General features: G+C 33.8%; 16 protein-coding genes. 9 read left to right on the forward strand and 7 right to left on the reverse strand.

Features of this window, described 5'->3' with window-relative positions:
* Positions 1–11 precede the first annotated feature (11 nt).
* The 3 genes from H3S88_RS02795 to gntR all read left to right on the forward strand — a co-directional run bounded on the left by H3S88_RS02795 (position 12) and on the right by gntR (position 2,962).
* Positions 12–1,151, forward strand: a complete 1,140-nt coding sequence (locus H3S88_RS02795; RefSeq protein WP_086326276.1) for a glycoside hydrolase family 105 protein — start codon at positions 12–14, stop codon at positions 1,149–1,151.
* Positions 1,152–1,253: 102 nt separating this feature from the next.
* Entirely contained in the window at positions 1,254–1,946 is a 693-nt protein-coding gene (ung, locus tag H3S88_RS02800; protein ID WP_198227668.1) for a uracil-DNA glycosylase, read from the forward strand.
* A gap of 20 nt (positions 1,947–1,966) precedes the next feature.
* Complete coding sequence (gntR, locus tag H3S88_RS02805; RefSeq protein WP_198227752.1) at positions 1,967–2,962, forward strand: gluconate operon transcriptional repressor GntR; 996 nt, start codon at positions 1,967–1,969, stop codon at positions 2,960–2,962.
* A gap of 66 nt (positions 2,963–3,028) precedes the next feature.
* Here gntR and H3S88_RS02810 read toward each other — a convergent pair whose 3' ends face one another.
* Both H3S88_RS02810 and H3S88_RS02815 read right to left on the reverse strand, forming a co-directional pair.
* Positions 3,029–3,376, reverse strand: coding sequence for a DUF805 domain-containing protein (locus H3S88_RS02810; RefSeq protein ID WP_198227666.1), 348 nt, complete (start codon positions 3,374–3,376; stop codon positions 3,029–3,031).
* 620 nt (positions 3,377–3,996) lie between these two features.
* A complete protein-coding gene (locus H3S88_RS02815) occupies positions 3,997–4,344 on the reverse strand; it encodes a DUF805 domain-containing protein (RefSeq protein ID WP_144092066.1) in 348 nt (115 codons plus the stop codon).
* Positions 4,345–4,593: 249 nt separating this feature from the next.
* On the opposite strand from H3S88_RS02815, the gene upp reads away from it, so the two are divergent.
* Entirely contained in the window at positions 4,594–5,220 is a 627-nt protein-coding gene (gene upp / locus H3S88_RS02820; protein ID WP_025314320.1) for a uracil phosphoribosyltransferase, read from the forward strand.
* Positions 5,221–5,331: 111 nt separating this feature from the next.
* Complete coding sequence (locus H3S88_RS02825) at positions 5,332–6,591, forward strand: uracil-xanthine permease family protein (protein ID WP_370528582.1); 1,260 nt, start codon at positions 5,332–5,334, stop codon at positions 6,589–6,591.
* 550 nt (positions 6,592–7,141) lie between these two features.
* Here H3S88_RS02825 and lysS read toward each other — a convergent pair.
* The 5 genes from lysS to H3S88_RS02850 all read right to left on the reverse strand — a co-directional run bounded on the left by lysS (position 7,142) and on the right by H3S88_RS02850 (position 12,421).
* A complete protein-coding gene (gene lysS, locus H3S88_RS02830; protein WP_198227662.1) occupies positions 7,142–8,656 on the reverse strand; it encodes a lysine--tRNA ligase in 1,515 nt (504 codons plus the stop codon).
* A gap of 31 nt (positions 8,657–8,687) precedes the next feature.
* Positions 8,688–9,786, reverse strand: a protein-coding gene (gene prfB / locus H3S88_RS02835) for a peptide chain release factor 2 (RefSeq protein ID WP_143422390.1) whose coding sequence is annotated in 2 segments (ribosomal slippage) — positions 8,688–9,710 and positions 9,712–9,786 — 1,098 coding nt in all. Because the reading frame shifts where the segments join, the coding sequence is not laid out codon by codon here.
* A gap of 296 nt (positions 9,787–10,082) precedes the next feature.
* Positions 10,083–10,709 (reverse strand): Fe-Mn family superoxide dismutase, encoded by a 627-nt coding sequence (locus H3S88_RS02840; protein ID WP_198227660.1) that lies wholly within the window; start codon positions 10,707–10,709, stop codon positions 10,083–10,085.
* A gap of 134 nt (positions 10,710–10,843) precedes the next feature.
* On the reverse strand, positions 10,844–11,668 hold the full coding sequence (locus H3S88_RS02845; RefSeq protein WP_198227658.1) for a VanW family protein: 825 nt from the start codon (positions 11,666–11,668) through the stop codon (positions 10,844–10,846).
* Positions 11,669–11,695: 27 nt separating this feature from the next.
* Positions 11,696–12,421 carry a type 1 glutamine amidotransferase gene (locus H3S88_RS02850; RefSeq protein WP_198227656.1) on the reverse strand — a complete coding sequence of 242 codons (726 nt, stop codon included), beginning with the start codon at positions 12,419–12,421 and terminating at the stop codon, positions 11,696–11,698.
* Positions 12,422–12,925: 504 nt separating this feature from the next.
* Between H3S88_RS02850 and H3S88_RS02855 the strand changes: the two genes are divergently transcribed.
* The 4 genes from H3S88_RS02855 to H3S88_RS02870 all read left to right on the forward strand — a co-directional run bounded on the left by H3S88_RS02855 (position 12,926) and on the right by H3S88_RS02870 (position 19,134).
* Positions 12,926–13,153: a hypothetical protein gene (locus H3S88_RS02855; protein WP_086326255.1), complete on the forward strand. Its 228-nt coding sequence runs from the start codon at positions 12,926–12,928 to the stop codon at positions 13,151–13,153.
* Positions 13,154–13,309: 156 nt separating this feature from the next.
* Positions 13,310–14,230 carry a hypothetical protein gene (locus H3S88_RS02860; RefSeq protein ID WP_198227654.1) on the forward strand — a complete coding sequence of 307 codons (921 nt, stop codon included), beginning with the start codon at positions 13,310–13,312 and terminating at the stop codon, positions 14,228–14,230.
* Between the two features lie 41 nt (positions 14,231–14,271).
* On the forward strand, positions 14,272–18,306 hold the full coding sequence (locus H3S88_RS02865) for a toxin VasX (RefSeq protein WP_198227652.1): 4,035 nt from the start codon (positions 14,272–14,274) through the stop codon (positions 18,304–18,306).
* Between the two features lie 15 nt (positions 18,307–18,321).
* Entirely contained in the window at positions 18,322–19,134 is an 813-nt protein-coding gene (locus H3S88_RS02870; protein WP_198227650.1) for a DUF6708 domain-containing protein, read from the forward strand.
* The last annotated feature ends 13 nt before the right edge of the window (positions 19,135–19,147 follow it).

Below are 19,147 nucleotides of genomic sequence, written 5' to 3' on the forward strand. Positions count from 1 at the left end.
GATGAGAAGAGATGCAAATATTTCCTGTAAAACATAGTAAATTGCTCTGTAAACCTGAGTACTTAATTTCTAGAACTGAGTTGCAAGAATTAATTCACAACATTATAAATAATTTAATTAATATAAAGGATGAAACAGGTGAATTTTTATTGCGCTTGGACGATGGACGAATTATTGATACTAAAGGTTGGGATGGATGGGAATGGACTCATGGCATTGGTCTTTATGGTATGTACCAATTTTATCAACAGACTGGCGATAAGACTACGTTAGACATTATTGATAATTGGTTTAAGCGACGTTTATCTGAGGGTACACCAACTAAAAATGTAAATACTGTATGCCCATTTCTAACATTAGCTTACCGTTATGAAGAAACTAAAAATCCAGTTTTTCTACCATATTTAGAACGCTGGGCAGATTGGGTAATGTATGAGATGCCTCGAACTAAATTTAAAGGTTTACAACATATCGTTTATAACAATGAAAATCATCAACAACTCTGGGATGATACATTGATGATGAGCGTATTACCTATTGCCAAAATTGGTAAATTACTCAATAAACCTCAATACATTCAAGAAGCAATTTATCAAATATTAATTCACATTCAATATTTAATGGATCGTCAAACAGGTCTTTGGTTCCATGGTTGGACTTTTGAAGGTAATCATAATTTTGCTAAAGCAAGATGGGCCAGAGGAAACAGCTGGTTAACCATAGTGATTCCTGAATTTATTGAACTACTTGATCTTCAGGAACATGACCCTATTGGTAAAATGTTGATTGAAGTTTTAAATGCTCAAGTGGAAGCATTAGCCAAATATCAAGATGAAAGTGGTTTATGGCATACCATTATCGATGATGCTAACTCGTATTTGGAAACATCAGCAACTGCAGGTTTTGCCTATGGAATATTAAAATCAATAAGAAAACGTTATATATCTGATGATTACAAAGTTATTGCTGAAAAAGCAATTAAAGGTGTAATGGCAAACATTAATGATAAAGGTACACTCTTAAATGTTTCATTTGGAACGGCAATGGGTAACGATCTGGAGTATTATAAAAATATTCCACTAACATCAATGCCATACGGACAATCTATGGCGATTTTATGTTTAACGGAATATTTAAGAGTCTTTATTTAAATTGCATAAAATTGATTAGCAATAGGCTTATTATTATTTTTAGGTATAATTATTGCAACCAGTAAATAATGTTGTTGAGCCATAAAATAATATAGGTATTGTATGAATAATCAATTAACATGGCATGATGTCATTGGATCTGAGAAAGAAAAACCTTATTTTCAACAGATAATGCAATTTGTCGCATCACAACGTGCTGACGGGAAGATTATTTATCCTCCTCAGCACGATGTTTTTAATGCTTTTCGTTTTACTCCATTTAATGAAATTAAAGTGGTGATTTTAGGGCAAGATCCTTATCATGGCCCTAATCAAGCGCATGGGCTTTCATTTTCAGTGTTACCGGGTATAAAACCACCTCCTTCTTTATTAAATATTTATAAAGAACTCTCAACTGATATTGAAGGATTTAAAATTCCTTCTCATGGTTACCTTGCCTCTTGGGCAACGCAAGGCGTATTATTGTTGAACAACGTATTAACTGTTGAGGCAGGTCAGGCTCATTCACACGCGAAAATAGGTTGGGAAACATTTACCGATCACGTAATCGCTGCAATCGATAAATACCTTGAAGGGGTGGTTTTTTTGTTATGGGGATCACCTGCGCAGAAAAAAGGTCAATTTATTGATCGTCAAAAACATCATGTTTTAACTTCCGTTCATCCATCGCCATTGTCTGCACATCGTGGTTTTTTTGGTTGTAAGCATTTTTCAAAAGCGAACGATCTTATTCGGCAACAAGGAAAAACACCAATAAATTGGCAACCTGTGCTTTTGGAAAATATTAATGAGTAGTATAAAAAAACATGGTTAGTATAAAAAAACGTCGCACAGGTTTGCAGGAAATAGCTGATTTTATTGGTATTAGTAAAATGACAGTAAGCCGTTTTTTACGTGATCCTAATCTTGTATCAAAACCACTTCAGTTACAAATTTCAGCAGCAATAGATGAACTTGGCTATATCCCTAATAAAGCGCCAGATATGCTGTCTAATGCAAAAAGTAATGCGATTGGTGTTTTATTACCATCATTGACCAATCAGGTATTTGCTGATGTATTGAAAGGCATCGAACTTGTAACAGATAAACATGGTTATCAAACCATGATTGCACACACAGGATATAATCCTGAAAAAGAAGAAATGCGCTTGCGATCGTTACTTGCTTATAATATTGATGGATTGATACTAACTGAACGAACTCATACCGCTGCAACACGAAAGATGATTGAAATATCAGGTGTACCTGTAGTTGAAATTATGGATAGTGTTTCGCCTTGTATTGATATGGCTGTTGGTTTTGATAATTATGAAGTAACTAAAAATATGGTTATTCGCATGATTAAGAAAGGTCATAAACATATCGCTTATTTTAGTGCGCGTCAGGATGATAGAAGCATTATTCGCCAGCAAGGTTATGAACAAGCCATGCGAGACGCAGGACTGTCTACCAAAACTTTTGCGACAAAAGAATCTTCGTCTTATTCATTAGGTAAGTACTTACTTCATCAAGCATTGAAAGAGTATCCACAAATTGATGGTGTTTTTAGTACTAACGATGATTTAGCACTTGGGGTATTGTTTGAATGTCAACGGTTAGGTATTAAAGTACCTGAACAACTAGCTATTGCTGGTTTTCATGGACATGATGTTGGGCAAGTCGTCACGCCGAAACTAGCTTCTATTTTGACACCGAGAATTGAAATCGGTCAAAAATCAGCAGAAATGTTACTAAAACGTATTAATGGAGAACAAATAGACCAAAATGTAATTGATCTGCCTGTTAAGTATTTAGATGGTGAAAGTATTTAATAAAGTAATAGATAACATTGAAATTTAGTTAACCTCATTACATCTAGTAATGAGGTCATTGACACATTAAAGCCCTTTAGGATTTTCACCGTATTGATTAGGTCCAGGTGTCGAATCTATTAAACAAAAGACAAATAATATAATACTGCCAAAAGGAACAAATTGTAGCAATATCCACCAGCCTGATTTGCCTGTATCATGTAAGCGTCGTACAGTAACAGCTAAAGAAGGGAGTAATATTGCCAACGTATATATTAAAGTCAATACATATTCAAGTCCCAACAAAGAATCAAGCAGCATTACAACAAAGCAAGCAATAACATTAAATAAAGTATACATCCAATACTCTTTTCGACGCGCTCTTCCGTTGAAATTTACATAATTTTTTGTAATACAATCAATAAACCAATTCATCCTTAAATATTCCTTTTTAATTTAATTAGAAAAATACCCTCTTGGGGCTAGGTATTTTAATAAAAAAAAAATTAAAATAAAACTGATTTTTATCATTAAAATTAATTTTTTTATTTTATTTTCAATGGCTATATTATCAGATCTCTTATTGATTTCGAGTTTTTCTATCGCGATATTTATATTCGTATTATCGATCAATGGCTATTTATACCTACTAATTATATCTTCAAAAATAGCACAGGGTTTTCATGAAAACTATTTAAGTAAAATATCCTTTTAAATACCATAGAGATAGCTTAATGAGCAAACATGATATTATCAAAAAAGATTTCGATATTTGTTAATTAAGCTGATTACCCATTTACCTACTGAAGCAAGTGCAAATTTCTCGTTTAAGATTGTAATCATTAAAAGTTGATGTAATTCTGTAAATAGTCGGAATTGAAAGAAAAATTTCTATATTTCCAATTTTGCGTGAAAGATTAATTATGATGAATGATGTATTTCAACAAATTGATTTTCTAGTTGATTATTTAGGCGACGAAAGTATTTAATAACATATTAGATAACACTAAAAATTAGTTAACCTCATTACATCTGGTAATGAGGTCATTGACACATTAAAACCTTTTAGGATTTTCTCCGTATTGATTAGGTCCCGGTGTCGAATCTATTAAACAAAAGATAAGTAATATAATATTGCCAAATGGAACAAACATCAGCAATAACCACCAGCCTGATTTGTCTGTATCATGTAGGCGTCGTACAGTAACAGCGTAAGAAGGAAGCAATATTGCCAGCACATATATTAAAATCAATATATTGTTAAGTTCCAAAAAAGAATCAAGCAGCATTACAACAAAGCAAGCAATAATATTAAATAAATTAAACATCCAATACTCTTTTCGACGTGCTCTTCCGCTGAAGTTTACATAATTTTTTGTAATACAATCAATAAACCAATCCATCCTTAAATATTCCTTTTTAATTTAATTAGAAAAATACCCTTTTGTGGTAGGTATTTTAATAAAAAAAAATCAAAATAAAATTGATTTTTAGAATTAAAATCAGTTTTATTTATTTTATTTTCAATAGTTATGCTAACAGTTCTCGTATTGATTTCAGGTTTTCATAAAATGAGATTTATGTTAGAATTACCGCTCAGTGGTTATTTATACCTACTAATTATGTCTTGAAAGAATAACACTGAGGCCCCCATGAAAATTGTTGAAGTAAAACACCCTCTTGTACGTCACAAAATTGGTTTAATGCGTGAACATGATATTAGCACAAAAGATTTCCGTGACCTTGCCAGCGAAGTAGGCAGCTTATTAACTTATGAAGCAACGGCAAATCTTCCAACCGAAACGGTAACCATTGAAGGTTGGTGTGGTCCTGTTCAAGTAGAACGCATTAAAGGTAAAAAAATTACTGTAGTGCCAATTTTGCGAGCAGGCTTAGGTATGATGGATGGAGTATTGGAACATGTACCGAGTGCAAGAATTAGCGTCGTTGGTTTTTATCGTAATGAAGAAACATTAGAACCAGTTCCTTATTTCCAAAAATTAACTTCTGATATTGAAGAACGAATGGCTTTAGTTGTTGATCCAATGCTTGCAACAGGTGGTTCAATGGTTGCAACTATTGATCTGCTTAAGAAAGCGGGCTGTAAAAATATCAAAGTATTGGTTTTAGTTGCTGCTCCCGAAGGCATTAAAACACTTGAGCAGGCGCATCCTGATGTCGAACTTTATACCGCTTCAATTGATGAAAGGCTGAATGATAAAGGCTACATCTTACCAGGGCTTGGTGATGCTGGCGATAAAATATTTGGCACCAAATAAAATCTCAAATTTTAGACCGGTTTATCCGGTTTTTTTATGCCTGTTAATTAATTATTAAATTATTTATGAGCTACATATTAAGTTGAAAAGGAGATTGTCAACGTGGCAAAAATCACAACAGATGAAGTAAAGCATCAAGCCCCCCAGTCTAAACACTCATGGCAGGACATTTTTACCGGAGCTCAAATGTTATTTGTCGCATTTGGTGCATTAGTTTTAGTTCCTCTATTAACTGGATTAAACCCAAATGTCGCACTGTTTACCGCTGGTGTTGGTACGCTATTGTTTCAACTTACCACTAAAGGAAAAGTGCCAGTATTTTTAGCTTCTTCCTTTGCCTTTATTGCACCAATTTCATTTGGTGTAGCGCAGTGGGGAATACCTGCAACGTTAGGCGGTTTAGTTGCTGCAGGTTTTGTGTTTATGTTTTTTGCTTTTTTAGTAAAAATTAATGGAAATAATGTAATTAACCGAATTTTACCACCCGTAGTGACGGGGCCCATTATTATGGTTATTGGTTTATCCCTAGCGCCGGTCGCAGTCGGCATGGCAATGGGTAAAGATAGTGGTTTACCCGCTGAAAACTATCAATTAATTATTATTTCAATGGCATCACTCATTACTACTTTAGCTATGGCGATTTGGGCAAAAGGTTTTTTTAAATTAGTACCCATCATTGCTGGGATCATCGTAGGATATACGCTTTCGTGTTTATTTGGTATTGTCAATTTTCAATCTGTTATTGATGCTCCATGGTTTAAAGTTCCTGATTTCACGTTTCCAACATTTCAATGGCAAGCTATTTTATATATGATTCCAATTGTTATTGCACCAACCATTGAACATGTAGGTGATATTATGGCAATTAGTTCTGTTACAGGTAAAGATTATACCCGTGAACCTGGTTTACAACGTACTTTGTTAGGTGACGGACTCGCGACCTCAACTGCTGGACTTTTGGGGGGACCACCTTGTATTACTTACGCTGAAGTAATTGGTGCAGTAACGTTAACGCGTAATTTTAAAACAAGAGTGATGACGTGGGCTGCAATTTGGGCGATTTTAATGTCTTTTGTCGGAAAGATTGGCGCTTTTTTAAGCTCCATTCCAACGGTAGTTATGGGCGGCATTATGGTGCTACTGTTTGGCTCAATTGCATCGGTTGGCATCAATATTCTAGTCAAACATAAAGTGGATCTATCCGTTTCTCGTAATATGTGTATTGTTTCATTGGTGTTAGTGTTTGGTATTGGTGGAATGATTTTTGATTTTGGCTCTTATGCACTACAAGGAATTAGCTTGTGTGGCATTTTAGCTATTGTATTAAATTTAATATTACCTCATCACACTAAACCGACCAATGTTGGTTAATCTAAATTAATAGGCCGTTAATGATGAATATCATTAACGGTTACTTATTCTCATAACTGACTATTTTATAAATGTTGTTAATTCCATCGTGACTTGATATGAGTGATGACGTTCTTTGCAATAGTTTGAGTTTTTACTAAAGGTGTTAGCTTAATTTTTTCTTTTATTATCATTAAAAAACTTAATCAATATTGATTAGGGATGTTAACTATTGTTGTCTCAATAGACCGATTAATAACGATCTAATTATTATATCTCTAACCATTAACTAATCAGATTTCAGGGTAATATTTAGAAAGCCTATAAGTGTTCTTTGTGAAGTTTAGAGTTGGTATAAATAATAATATTTTAATTTAATTGCAATGAATAAAAGATTTTTACTCAATTATTTTAAATGTTTTAATGAGATAGAAATACCTAAATAAAGTTAATATCAAATTTTTTTATTATAATAAAAAATAATCTTGTAAAAAAGTTTGAGGTTAACTATACGTTTGAGTATAAAACCTCACCTATTTATAATAAGTGAGGTTTATTATGGTAAGAAATTTTATTTTATTGGACGCATGGTCGGGAATAAAATTACGTCACGAATGGTATGACTGTTAGTAAATAACATTACTGTGCGATCGATACCAATACCAAGTCCTGCTGTTGGCGGTAAACCATGTTCAAGTGCAGTGATATAATCATCATCATAGAACATCGCTTCATCATCTCCAGCATCTTTTTGTGATACTTGATCAGCAAAACGTTGTGCTTGATCTTCAGCATCATTAAGTTCTGAGAATCCGTTACCAATTTCTCGTCCACCAATAAAGAACTCAAAACGGTCGGTAACAAATGGATTTTCATCGTTACGACGAGCAAGTGGTGATACTTCCGCTGGGTATTCAGTGATAAATGTTGGTTGAATTAAATTAGCTTCTGCAACTTCTTCGAAGATTTCTGTAACAACACGACCAAGACCCCAACCTTTTTCAACTTTGATACCAACAGCTTTTGCAATAGTACACGCTTTATCAAAATCATCTAAATCGGCATTATTGGTTTCTGGTCGATAATGACAAATAGCTTCGCGCATGGTCATTTTGATGAAAGGTTTTCCAAAATCAAAAGTATGATCGCCATATTGCACAACAGGATTACCTGTTACCGCAATGGCTAAACGACGGAATAACGATTCAGTTAAAACAATCAGATCTTTATAATCCGCATAAGCCATATACATTTCCATCATGGTGAATTCTGGATTATGTCTTGGCGATACTCCTTCATTACGAAAGTTCCGGTTAATCTCAAACACACGTTCAAAACCACCCACTACCAAACGTTTTAAATAAAGTTCAGGGGCAATACGCAAATACATATCAAGATCGAGCGCATTATGGTGCGTGATAAATGGTTTAGCCGAAGCGCCACCAGGGATCACTTGCATCATTGGCGTTTCAACTTCCATAAAGTGGTTTTCAAGCATAAAGTTACGAATCTCTGTTACCACTTTTGAACGAGCAATAAAGGTATTACGCGACTCTTGGTTAGTGATAAGATCTAGGTAACGTTGACGATAACGCATTTCTTGATCAGCAAGACCATGGAATTTGTCAGGTAATGGGCGTAGCGCTTTAGTTAACAGACGAATTTCTTCACAGTGAATTGACAGTTCGCCAGTTTTTGTTTTAAACAAATACCCTTTAGCTCCAATGATATCCCCAAGATCCCACTTTTTAAATTGTTCATTATAAAAGTTTTCAGGTAGATCATCACGAGTAACATAAAGTTGGATTTGCCCAGCAACATCTTGTAATGAAACAAACGATGCTTTCCCCATAATACGGCGCATCATCATTCGACCAGCAACAGTAACGGTAATTTTATTTTCAATTAACTCTTCGTTAGTTTTATCGTCATATAATTTATGAAGATCGCTTGAAATTGCGTCACGGCGAAAGTCATTAGGGAACGCAATACCTTGCTCGCGAATATGTGCAAGCTTTTCACGACGTATTGCAAGCTCGTTATTTAACTCTTCAATATGATTTTGTTGCTCTTGCTGTGTTGACATAATTTTACCTTTTATTTATCACCAAGCAGGGTTATAAACCTGCTTTTAAGCTTTCTTCAATAAATTGATCTAAATCACCGTCTAAAACGGCTTGAGTATTACGTGTTTCTACACCAGTACGTAAATCTTTAATCCTTGAGTCATCAAGGACATAAGAACGAATTTGACTGCCCCAACCAATATCGGATTTATTGTCTTCCATCTGCTGTTTTTCGGCATTCTTTTTCTGCATTTCAAGCTCATACAATTTAGCTTTCAACTGCTTCATGGCTTGATCTTTATTACTGTGCTGAGAACGGTTATTTTGACATTGCGTTACAATGCCTGTTGGAATATGGGTAATACGTACCGCTGATTCAGTTCTATTAACATGCTGACCACCCGCACCGGATGCACGATAAACATCAATACGAAGATCGGCAGGGTTAATATCGATATCAATATTATCATCAATTTCAGGGTAGACAAAGACAGATGCAAATGATGTATGACGACGGTTACCTGAATCAAATGGACTTTTACGTACTAACCTATGAACTCCTGTTTCGGTGCGCAACCAACCATAAGCATAGTCGCCAGATACTTTAATTGTTGCTGATTTTATACCAGCAACATCACCATCTGATACTTCCATAACTTCGGTGGTAAAACCTTTTGATTCAGCCCAACGCAAATACATTCTGAGTAGCATTTCTGCCCAATCTTGCGCTTCAGTACCGCCTGAACCTGATTGAATATCTAAATAACAGTCAGCACTATCGTAATCGCCAGAAAACATACGGCGGAACTCAAGGCCTGCTAATTTTTTTTCTAATTGTTCAAGTTCTAGATTGGTTTCATTAAAGGTATCTTGATCTTCGGCTTCAATAGCAAGCTCAAGTAAACCTTCGACATCGTCAAGTCCTTGCTCTAATGAATTAATGGTATTGATGATATCTTCAAGTGCTACTCGTTCTTTACCTAAAGCTTGTGCTTTTTCAGGATCAGCCCAGACTTCAGATTGCTCTAATTCGGCGTTGACTTCTTCTAGTCGTTCTTTTTTTAGATCATAGTCAAAGATACCCCCGAATCACAGCAGTGCGTTCGGTAAGTTCTGCGATCTTTGATTTAACCGGATTAATTTCAAACATGTTTTAAATTGGATGCTCAGTTTATGATTTTTAAATAAGCATTCATTGTAGCGGATTTAAGTATAATTTAGCAATTACCAATTTAGGCTTGGTGCATTGTGATTCAATAATTTTATCCAACAAAGTGAGGGATAAAGTAACATTATTAAAAAGAGGTGAACATTGATAAAAAAATGGTTCAAATTTTACAAAATAAATTAAACGTAATATAGCCACAATGGTAAAGAATAATTACTCTAAAACGATAATGACGCACAAGGCGCCATTATCAGATAGTTTGGATAAAGTTATTTAAATTATTTTTTAGCTTCTGCGTATAACTCGGCGACTTTATCCCAATTAATAACATTCCAAAATGCCCCAATGTAGTCAGCACGACGGTTTTGATATTTCAAATAGTAAGCATGTTCCCAAACGTCAAGAGCCAAAATTGGTGTGCCAGATACACCAGCAAATTTTTCACCCATAATTGGTGAATCTTGATTAGCGGTGGAAACAACTTCAAGCTTACCATCTTTAAGCACTAACCATGCCCAACCTGAACCAAAACGGGTTGCAGCAGCAGCAGAAAATTTCTCTTTAAATGCATCAATCGAACCAAAATCTTTTTCTATGGCTGTTTTCAGCTCACCTTTAAGTTCAGTTCCAATTTTTAACAATTCCCAGAAAAGAGTGTGATTAACATGACCACCAACATTGTTTTTGATGCCAGTAACTTTGTCTGATGGGACTTTATCTAGGTTTTTTAGTAATGTTTCAGGACAAAAGTCTTTAACTTCAGCAGGTAATGATTCTAATAATGCGTTAGCGTTATTTACATAAGTTTGATGATGTTTATCATGATGAAGATGCATGGTTTCAGTATCAATATAAGGCTCTAAAGCATCATAAGCATAAGGTAGAGGGGGTAATGTATAAGCCATGAAATTGCTCCTTTCATTTATTGGTTTTTTACTTTTTATGTTAAAAGTATACGAGCTATTACTAGTGTCCACAAACTATTATTTAGATAGTTGATGACTATCTAATTAATGTAATTGCTGTACGATTTTTACGGTTAGTTTTGCTGAGTTAAATAAGGTGTATACATCATAATTGCATGATTTTCACTAATAAGATTTTCCTCTATCTGTTTATCAAGCAAATGCGTTTTACGTTGCCATATCTTATTGTGTCTCGTGTATCCACCCCACCATTGTTGCTCAATGACGTGATCAGTTTCGAATATTTCATAGTGATAAGATAGTGGTGTATTGGCTAGCAGTTCACCATGTAAGTATTCATCATCTAACCAAAGGTTAAGTCGGTAGGTTGTATTTGTTTTATTGAGCAATTGTAAATCTATATAGTTATAAGATAATGTTGCACCACAAGCAAATGGAATAGTACGATTAACATCAGGAAAAACATCAAAACTATGTCGCCACCGTTCAATAATTGTTAAATCAGAGTGTAGTACAATCCAGTAAATTAAATTGCCAAGTTGACATAAGCCACCACCAATATCTTTACCGATTTGACCATTATGCAGTGAGAGACCTTCTAAAAAACCACGTTCTTTAGACGGCCGCCCCACTTTTTGCCAAATTGAAAATCGTTGATTGGGCTTAATTATCGAACCGTTAATCTGTTCAATCGCTAAGCGAAGATTAGTGATTTTGTTATATTGCAAATACATATCAACATCTTTTAGTTGTCTTAACAATACAGATTGATGTTTTTTATGAGAATAGCAGCAAGTATTATTATTCTTATCTATTACGCAATAGGCGTGGCGGTTGCGCCACCAATCTAATTTACGCTTAACGATAAAATACTCTTTACCTAATTTTAATCTTAACTGACTGCGTTTTTTAGGTTTTTCTACAATAGTGTTTTGCATACAACTCCATCCTAACCACTGAATTGATTATTTTTTTAGTGATAAATAATTAATGCTTAACTTATCAAGAAAAACAAAAAGCTTTAAATTCATTTGGCTATAATCATGTTCCCGTAACATTTCGGGTGTATCAACAAAACGATAATTTGCAGCTTGATTCAGATCGTTTAGCGAATGAGAAATGAGTTTTTCAACGACTTCATGTGTTAATTCTAAATGACACTGAAAACCATAAACCAATTTACCATAAGCAATAATTTGCCGCGGACAACCTTCACTATACGCAATTATTTGAGCATCTTTTGTTAATCCCGGCATATCATTGTGCCAATGACCTACCGCTAATTGATCACCAAAATGCGTAAATAAAGAGTGATGTTTTCCAACTTCAGTTAATGTAATTGGGAATTTGCCAATTTCTTTTTCTGGGCTATGTTCATGAGTTGCACCTAATGCCTCACCAATCAATTGTGAACCTAAGCAAACACCGATAACGACTTTCCCTGCTTCAATGGCTGACAAAATGACTGCTTGTTCAGCTAATGAATCAAAATGTGCACATTCTTGCTTCGTCGTTGCTGGTGATTGCGGCCCACCCATGATAATTAAAAAGTCAATGTGATTGATATTATCAGGTAGTGCTTCACCAAGATAAACCCGCGAATAACTAATAGTATGTTGATGTATTTTCGCCCATTGCTCATAAGCACCTGGTGCTTCAAATTCTTCGTGGACTATAAAATGTATATGCATGGGTTCCTAATTCCTAATGTATTAAAATTATTATATTAATTGACAATAAACTCAGTATTAATTATCTCAAAAATACTCAACAATATATTAAGCAATAACAGTTATAAAAACAAAATATTTGTATTTCAATAATTATCATTTGCAATGATAAATTCAATTAATACCATTATCGTCATCTTTAATCACATTATTTTAAATAAATGCTAATTTTTAGCATTAAAATTAAATGAATAAGTGTTACAGTTAATTGACATTTTGTATCCATTATTTAGCTTGCTAACAGAGTAATTTTAATCATGCTAATAATGGTTATTTAACTATAACTTGATAAAAAAACACACATAATTAAGTTAAAAAAAATATAATAACAGATTGAAAATCATACAAATAAATTATATCCTTTTATACAAAACGTAATGTACTTATATTAAAGTTAATACTGGGAATATTTCATTTTAAAAAATAATAAATAAAATTTAGCTTGTTAGGATATGTAAGGAAGTAATGGAAACATCTTTTTTAAAAACAACATCAGCCGGTGTTAACGCACTTTCTAAAACGGTTTTAAAAAATCGTGATTCGCTTGAAATTGATATTATAACCAATAGATTAATTTCTATTTTTCCAGTTGCAATAGACGAACAATTAAATCAATCTTGCGATTATTCAATTATTTCCACTTTCAGCTACAAAAAGTTATCGGTCAACCCAATGTTAGATCTAATTGATTGATTTATTAAAATCAACGAAAACAACATTGAGTTGAGAATCATCGATAATGTCTACTTAAAATGTAACGCGATGAAAAAATGAGCGTTAACCAAAAAGAACTATTTTACTAAAAATGAGTGAAATTAATGATAAACGCTGTACGAAAAAAGGTTAAAAATGTTCAATGAACTAAATCGGTACGATAATTTTAGACGATATCGTTATCTTTTAATTGATAATAGGGTTGTACTTCATTGGGCAAATCCGTTATCACTTGAAAAACTAACTCAACAATTTGGCGAAAATAAAGCTTTTGGTGAGAAAAAACTAACAACAGTATTACGTACTGATCTAGATTACGATCCGAGTGTTTGCCCGACATTGATTCAATTGGCAGAGCCAAGTATATTGACCGATGATGTCATTATTGATGACATTAGCCGACAAGCCACATTAGAGCGTTTTTGGTCACAACGTTATATCTGTGCTTATCTGGTTAGTGACCAAAAACCGTCAGCGTTGGCAAAACAATTAATCGATATTGGTAATTCAATTGGTCGAACTTTAAAAGGATCGTATTACCCATTTTTTGAGCCTTTTCGGATGCAATTTTTAGATGAAGTGGGCTCAAATCAAAGTAAAGCGTGGTTAAAAGCGCAATTTTCTCAAATTTACAACTATTATTATCCTTCAATTCATAATGGTAAATTTATTCAATTTACTGCTAATAAAGAAACTATACCAGAAAATAGTTGGGATGTTGATGACAATCTGCCTATTAAAAATATTCGAATAATCCGTACTTTGGTTAATGCTTGGGCAAATAACCGATTACAATTTGAAGAGCAACAATCTTTACCATTATCAAAAGATGTTATCACTGAGGCGACACAATTGGTTGAGCAAGCCAAGCAATTAGGTTTAGTTGATGCTGGTGATATCTTATTTTGGGGAATTTGTGGCTTAAGGTACCATCAAGCCTTTACCCAAAATCCAAAAGTTTTAATGCTAACTGAGCTTGCTAAAAAAACACCTGGAACACTATCAACACAAGTTAATAATGCCAATATTATTATTGAAAGTACAAACATTAAGTAAATTAGATAAATAAAACAATAAAATAATAAGGAATAGCCAACATGCAAAAAGAAATAAATACCGCCAATCAAAATAAAAAACAAGCGGCTGGTAAATGTCCTGTATGTGAGCGGAAAGGGATTCCGGTGTTTTTACTGCGTCAGGCGGTAATTAAGTTAGCTCCGTTTGACGGCGCAAAAAGTGATCTTGATTATCAATCGTTAGCTAATTATGCACAAAAAATAAACTTTAAAAATCGCATGCCTGACGAACAGTTAAAAGATTATGGCTATATTTTGCGTACCCTGCGCAATGGTTATGTTTATGTGATGCAACAAAAAGGGGATGATATTAATACACGAATGCTTGAAGCTTATGAGTGTATTGATGGTGCATTACGTTTAAAAGATGCTTATAGTTTAAGTGGTACAGAACCAAGACCATTATCAAAAGCGTGTTACAATGCCTGTCACTCCATTCCAGCTTCATTTATTAATTTAGATGATCGAGTCTATACCAATGCATGGGTAGCGTATGTATCACAACCTTGGTCTAGCGAAACAATTAATCAATATATTAAAGAACAAGACAAACTGGCGCTGTCTCGTTTTACCCATATTGATATAACCAAATTGAAAGACGATCCCGATCAAGCAACTAACAATCGAGCAGTACCTTTTGCGGATATTTTTGGTAAAGCGGATGATACCGAAAGTGTCAGTAACGTACTTGAATTTAGAATAAAAAAAGACCCATTGACAAACTTCAAATCGGCACATCCATTTGTCAGTCTTTATAATCAAAAACGTTTATTTGCCTACCATGTCAATCAATTATCAGATTCCTCATGTGGTGTCGTTGTGGAAGACACCTTTGGTATTGCTGAAGAGTTAAACTCTCAGCGGCTTTCGCATTTGCATATATTCAATGAAAAACCGCTGACCGATGACGAATTAAAACTTGCTGAAGAAAGTATTGATAATTTGGATGACATCGATAAAGAAACCAAAATTTATGAACAACGTGCCAAAAATATGCTCAAAACAATCAATCCAGATTTGCAACAACGCTTTAAATATTATGAAGCTGGAATGTTAAAAAAACGAATGATATTTGAATTGATGACTCAGTACCGTCAGTCAATTGTAACGTCTTATGATCGTGAAATTGCTAAAGTAGAGGAAGAGATTGAAAAAGTTGTAAATTCTGGTAATGATCATGTTGGCTATAACGGTATTCCCGTATCAGCAGGAATGCGAGCTAGAATAGGCAGACTATCGTCAGACAAAAAGCAAGCATTAGACGATTTTGATGATTGTGTTAATCAAGATACAATTCAGAATTTTACTAGCGAATTAGAGTCAGCTTATAACGAAGTCGTTAATTATTGTCGAGAATGGTCACAAGATTATTATACTTATGTTCGCTGGTTGTTTGGTAAGCAAGAGTTTATATCGGACTATGGTGAATCAAAACCAAGCAGTTTTAACCTAGTCCATTTTTGGCAACGTGAATTTGATTTTTCGGTTGAAACAGCCTTGATGGCGCATGTAACAGAAGTTACGCAAATACTATTAGATTCAACCCATTCAGAAATAAAATTTGCTAATGATAGTGCCTTGTGGGATGAGCTGCTTAGCAATCCAGAAAGTATCTATTACATTATTGACTATAATAATCCTAAAGGTATTGATCGTGATGAAGAAGTGTATGTTGAACTGACGGATAATCGACTGCTCAAACCTAACGATATAATATCAAATGTATTGAATTTTACACCTGTTGTAAATAAAGTAATTGAAGAAGTAAACAAAGAAGCACTAAAAAGAAAACAATATATATTAGAACAGAATAAAGCACAGTTAGAAGCTGAAATTAAAATCAATCAGCAAAAAATAGAACAACTGGAAAGCAAAAAAAAGAGTATTCCAGTCCATAATCAAACTGAAATTCAAGAATTGATAAAGGCAAAAAGAAAGTACAATGCTGAAATTCAAACATTAAATAAAGAGCTTGAAAAGGTTAATCAACAAATGTCAGAAATGGCTCAACCAAATGTGTCAAACTTAGGGCAGAGCGCTAATAGAAATGATTTATTAAATAATACCGCTCTTAAAAAGCAGGCTGTACTAATTAAAGATAAATTACATATACCTATAAAATCACAGTGGATGCGACTTAACGCTTTTGATCAACTAGCCAGAATCGGGGCGATGCCCGTTGAAATTAATATACAGATAAAACCTGAGAATATCGCTAAAATCCAAAATTTAATTACTCAAATGCAGCGAGGTTTTTTTAATCGAGGTCTTTATCATCCACACGAACAGGAATTTTTGCAAAATTTTGACATTGATGAAAAGGTAACCAAAACAGGTACAACTAAAACCAGAAAAGCCAAATTTACGCTCTGTTTTCCAGACAAAGTAACAAGAAGTTTATTTGTCGAGTTTATTAAGAAAACCAATGGGATATTAAAACCCTACGAATTAAAAAAATTTATTGAAAGTGCGTATAAAGACTATTTTAAGCTAATTTATAAACAAAAAAATCTTCAAGCACAGCTTGAGAATGCAACCAAAAATAAAACGTCAATCAATGAAAAAATAAATCAAGGTAGTAGCAAAAATACTAGCAATAAAACCACAAAAATCAACCATAAAATAGAAAAGATAGGAGATCTTTCAAACAAAAATAAAATTGATTTAGAAACAGTCATTAATAAAATTGAGCTAGAAGGCGTTAATAGCGAAATTAAAATTGGAAAAATAACATTTGCCATTAATCTGGCAGTGGATGCAATATCATGTGTTGTCACTTTGATGAATATAAAAGACACTCTCAAAGAGTGGGGAGTTGCTAAAGAGGGCAGTGGCGAACAAAAAGTAAAAGTACAACTAATAAAAGATGTGGTATCACTAGCTTTAATGAGTATTGATTTAACCAATCAATACCAAAATATTAAACTCAATAAGCAGTTAGAAAATGCTATTGATACCAATAAGAATAAGCAAGCCATTCGTAGTCAATTAAAATTAAATACTCTAATTAGTAAAACAGTTTCCAGAGTAACAACAGTAATCACCGTTCTTGAAGCCATTGGTGAGTTAAAAAGTGCCTTTGATATGGTGGATATGGAAGATCAAGATTATTTTCAAGCAAGATTTTATGGATCACTTGCTTTAGTTTTTGGGGTTATCGTAGCATTAGCAGGGACATTATTAACCATTATTATTGGTGCTATTTTTATGATTGCGGGCGGAATTGCCATTTTGTTTAGTAAAAAATATGATAAATACACGCCTATTCAGCATTGGTTAAATCGTTGCTATTTTGGCAAACAAGCAGAGCTAGAATATTTAGGTTATGATGCTTACCATGAAGAAGATCGCTATTCACACAGTGGTTTTGGTTTAGCGCTCAATGACTATACAGTTATGATCTATGGCATTCAAACCTTTATCCGTTTGCAATCGCTTTATAATGGTGCCCCTGTAGTACCAATGCCTGATTCATCCAATATCTTTCAACGTCACATCTATTTTTATGTGGATATTCCCGATTTTGCCAAAGCCAATCCTAACGAAGCGCTAACGGCTTCCATTCGTTTATATCTTTATAACTGGGAACATCTTGATAACCAATCAAGTGTTGTAACCGATAAATATATCGATTTAAAATGCCGCGTAACAACCAACGGTATTGAAGTTTTAGAGATTAAAAGTGATCCAGTAACCGACAAATATATTTGCACCGATAAAAAAATGTTTTTCAATAAATATGAACTGCCGTCATTGATAAGCAAGTTTCCTTCTTCAATTGGGGAGCGTTATATCGATGAACCGGCTGAATTTCAATTAACGCAAACTCTAGCAAATGGAACAAAAGTGATCGAAAGCAAACCAAAATTTAGTGATATTAAAAATGTTATGGTTAAACAGGGTGATAGTATTGAAAGTGATGGGTTAATTATTAACAAATGGATTGCAGGCACAATTGCCGCTAATAGTATTAAAAAATACCATATAATCATTGAGTATAATAACCGTGAAGCAGTCCCATTAATCATTACCAAAAAGTCTAACAAAATTAATTAACGAAAAGGAGCAACAATGCCATCACAATATCGTCCACAAATATTAGGTTGGATAGGGGATTTAGATAAAGGGTCAAAAAATATTTCAGGTGCCGATGATCGTTTACTGTATGCTAACGATAATTATTGTGCTTTTCTTCGCAAAACATCTTCTGATCAGGTTTTTTATTTTTGTATAAGTTTTATTTGTACAATTGCAAGTATTTTTTTAATACCCTCGTTAAGTTATGCGCTTTCAAGTTGTAATAGTAAAACAGTTTACTTTTTATTATTAACATTTTTATTTTGTTTTATTTTAGTTTTATATCTAATGATTCCTGAACTATATCAAAATCTTTTTACACGTCGAGGATGTCCAATAATCTTTAATCGTAAAACTAATAAAGTGTATATTAATGAAAGTTATTTCTTTAATTTTACTTCGTTTAAAAATCCCATTCATTTTTTACAGCCTAATAAAAAACGAATAAAAGAGTATGATTGGGCCGATTTACATGGGGTTGTGGTGCATAACTTTTCCACCTATTCACTCAATACTACTATTTTAATGGTGTGTGAGCCGGGTACGCATAAAACTATTGACCATGTGCTATTAGATCCACTGCGTTATGGTATTGGTAGTTATCAGGTCTGGGGATGGGTTAATAATTTTATGTGCTTTAACGATCTAATCAGTTTAAACGACGGAAAATATACGTGGGAGCAAGAAACGCCTTTTAAAAAGGACATCATCCAAGATCAAGGTTGGCCGGAATGGATGGTGGAAGCGTTTAACGCCCTGTCGCCCGAACACCTTACTGAGATTAAGCAAAAATATCATGTGCAATAACTAGATTACTCAA

The organism is Gilliamella sp. B14448G11, from assembly GCF_016101765.1.
Lineage (GTDB): Bacteria > Pseudomonadota > Gammaproteobacteria > Enterobacterales > Orbaceae > Gilliamella > Gilliamella apicola_N.

Coding starts and splice junctions, on each gene's coding strand:
- H3S88_RS02795 (WP_086326276.1), top strand. CDS start 12: ATGCAAATATTTCCTGTAAAACATAGTAAATTGCTCTGTAAACCTGAG.
- ung (WP_198227668.1), top strand. CDS start 1,254: ATGAATAATCAATTAACATGGCATGATGTCATTGGATCTGAGAAAGAA.
- H3S88_RS02810 (WP_198227666.1), bottom strand. CDS start 3,376: ATGAATTGGTTTATTGATTGTATTACAAAAAATTATGTAAATTTCAAC.
- H3S88_RS02815 (WP_144092066.1), bottom strand. CDS start 4,344: ATGGATTGGTTTATTGATTGTATTACAAAAAATTATGTAAACTTCAGC.
- upp (WP_025314320.1), top strand. CDS start 4,594: ATGAAAATTGTTGAAGTAAAACACCCTCTTGTACGTCACAAAATTGGT.
- lysS (WP_198227662.1), bottom strand. CDS start 8,656: ATGTCAACACAGCAAGAGCAACAAAATCATATTGAAGAGTTAAATAAC.
- H3S88_RS02840 (WP_198227660.1), bottom strand. CDS start 10,709: ATGGCTTATACATTACCCCCTCTACCTTATGCTTATGATGCTTTAGAG.
- H3S88_RS02845 (WP_198227658.1), bottom strand. CDS start 11,668: ATGCAAAACACTATTGTAGAAAAACCTAAAAAACGCAGTCAGTTAAGA.
- H3S88_RS02850 (WP_198227656.1), bottom strand. CDS start 12,421: ATGCATATACATTTTATAGTCCACGAAGAATTTGAAGCACCAGGTGCT.
- H3S88_RS02855 (WP_086326255.1), top strand. CDS start 12,926: ATGGAAACATCTTTTTTAAAAACAACATCAGCCGGTGTTAACGCACTT.
- H3S88_RS02860 (WP_198227654.1), top strand. CDS start 13,310: ATGTTCAATGAACTAAATCGGTACGATAATTTTAGACGATATCGTTAT.
- H3S88_RS02865 (WP_198227652.1), top strand. CDS start 14,272: ATGCAAAAAGAAATAAATACCGCCAATCAAAATAAAAAACAAGCGGCT.
- H3S88_RS02870 (WP_198227650.1), top strand. CDS start 18,322: ATGCCATCACAATATCGTCCACAAATATTAGGTTGGATAGGGGATTTA.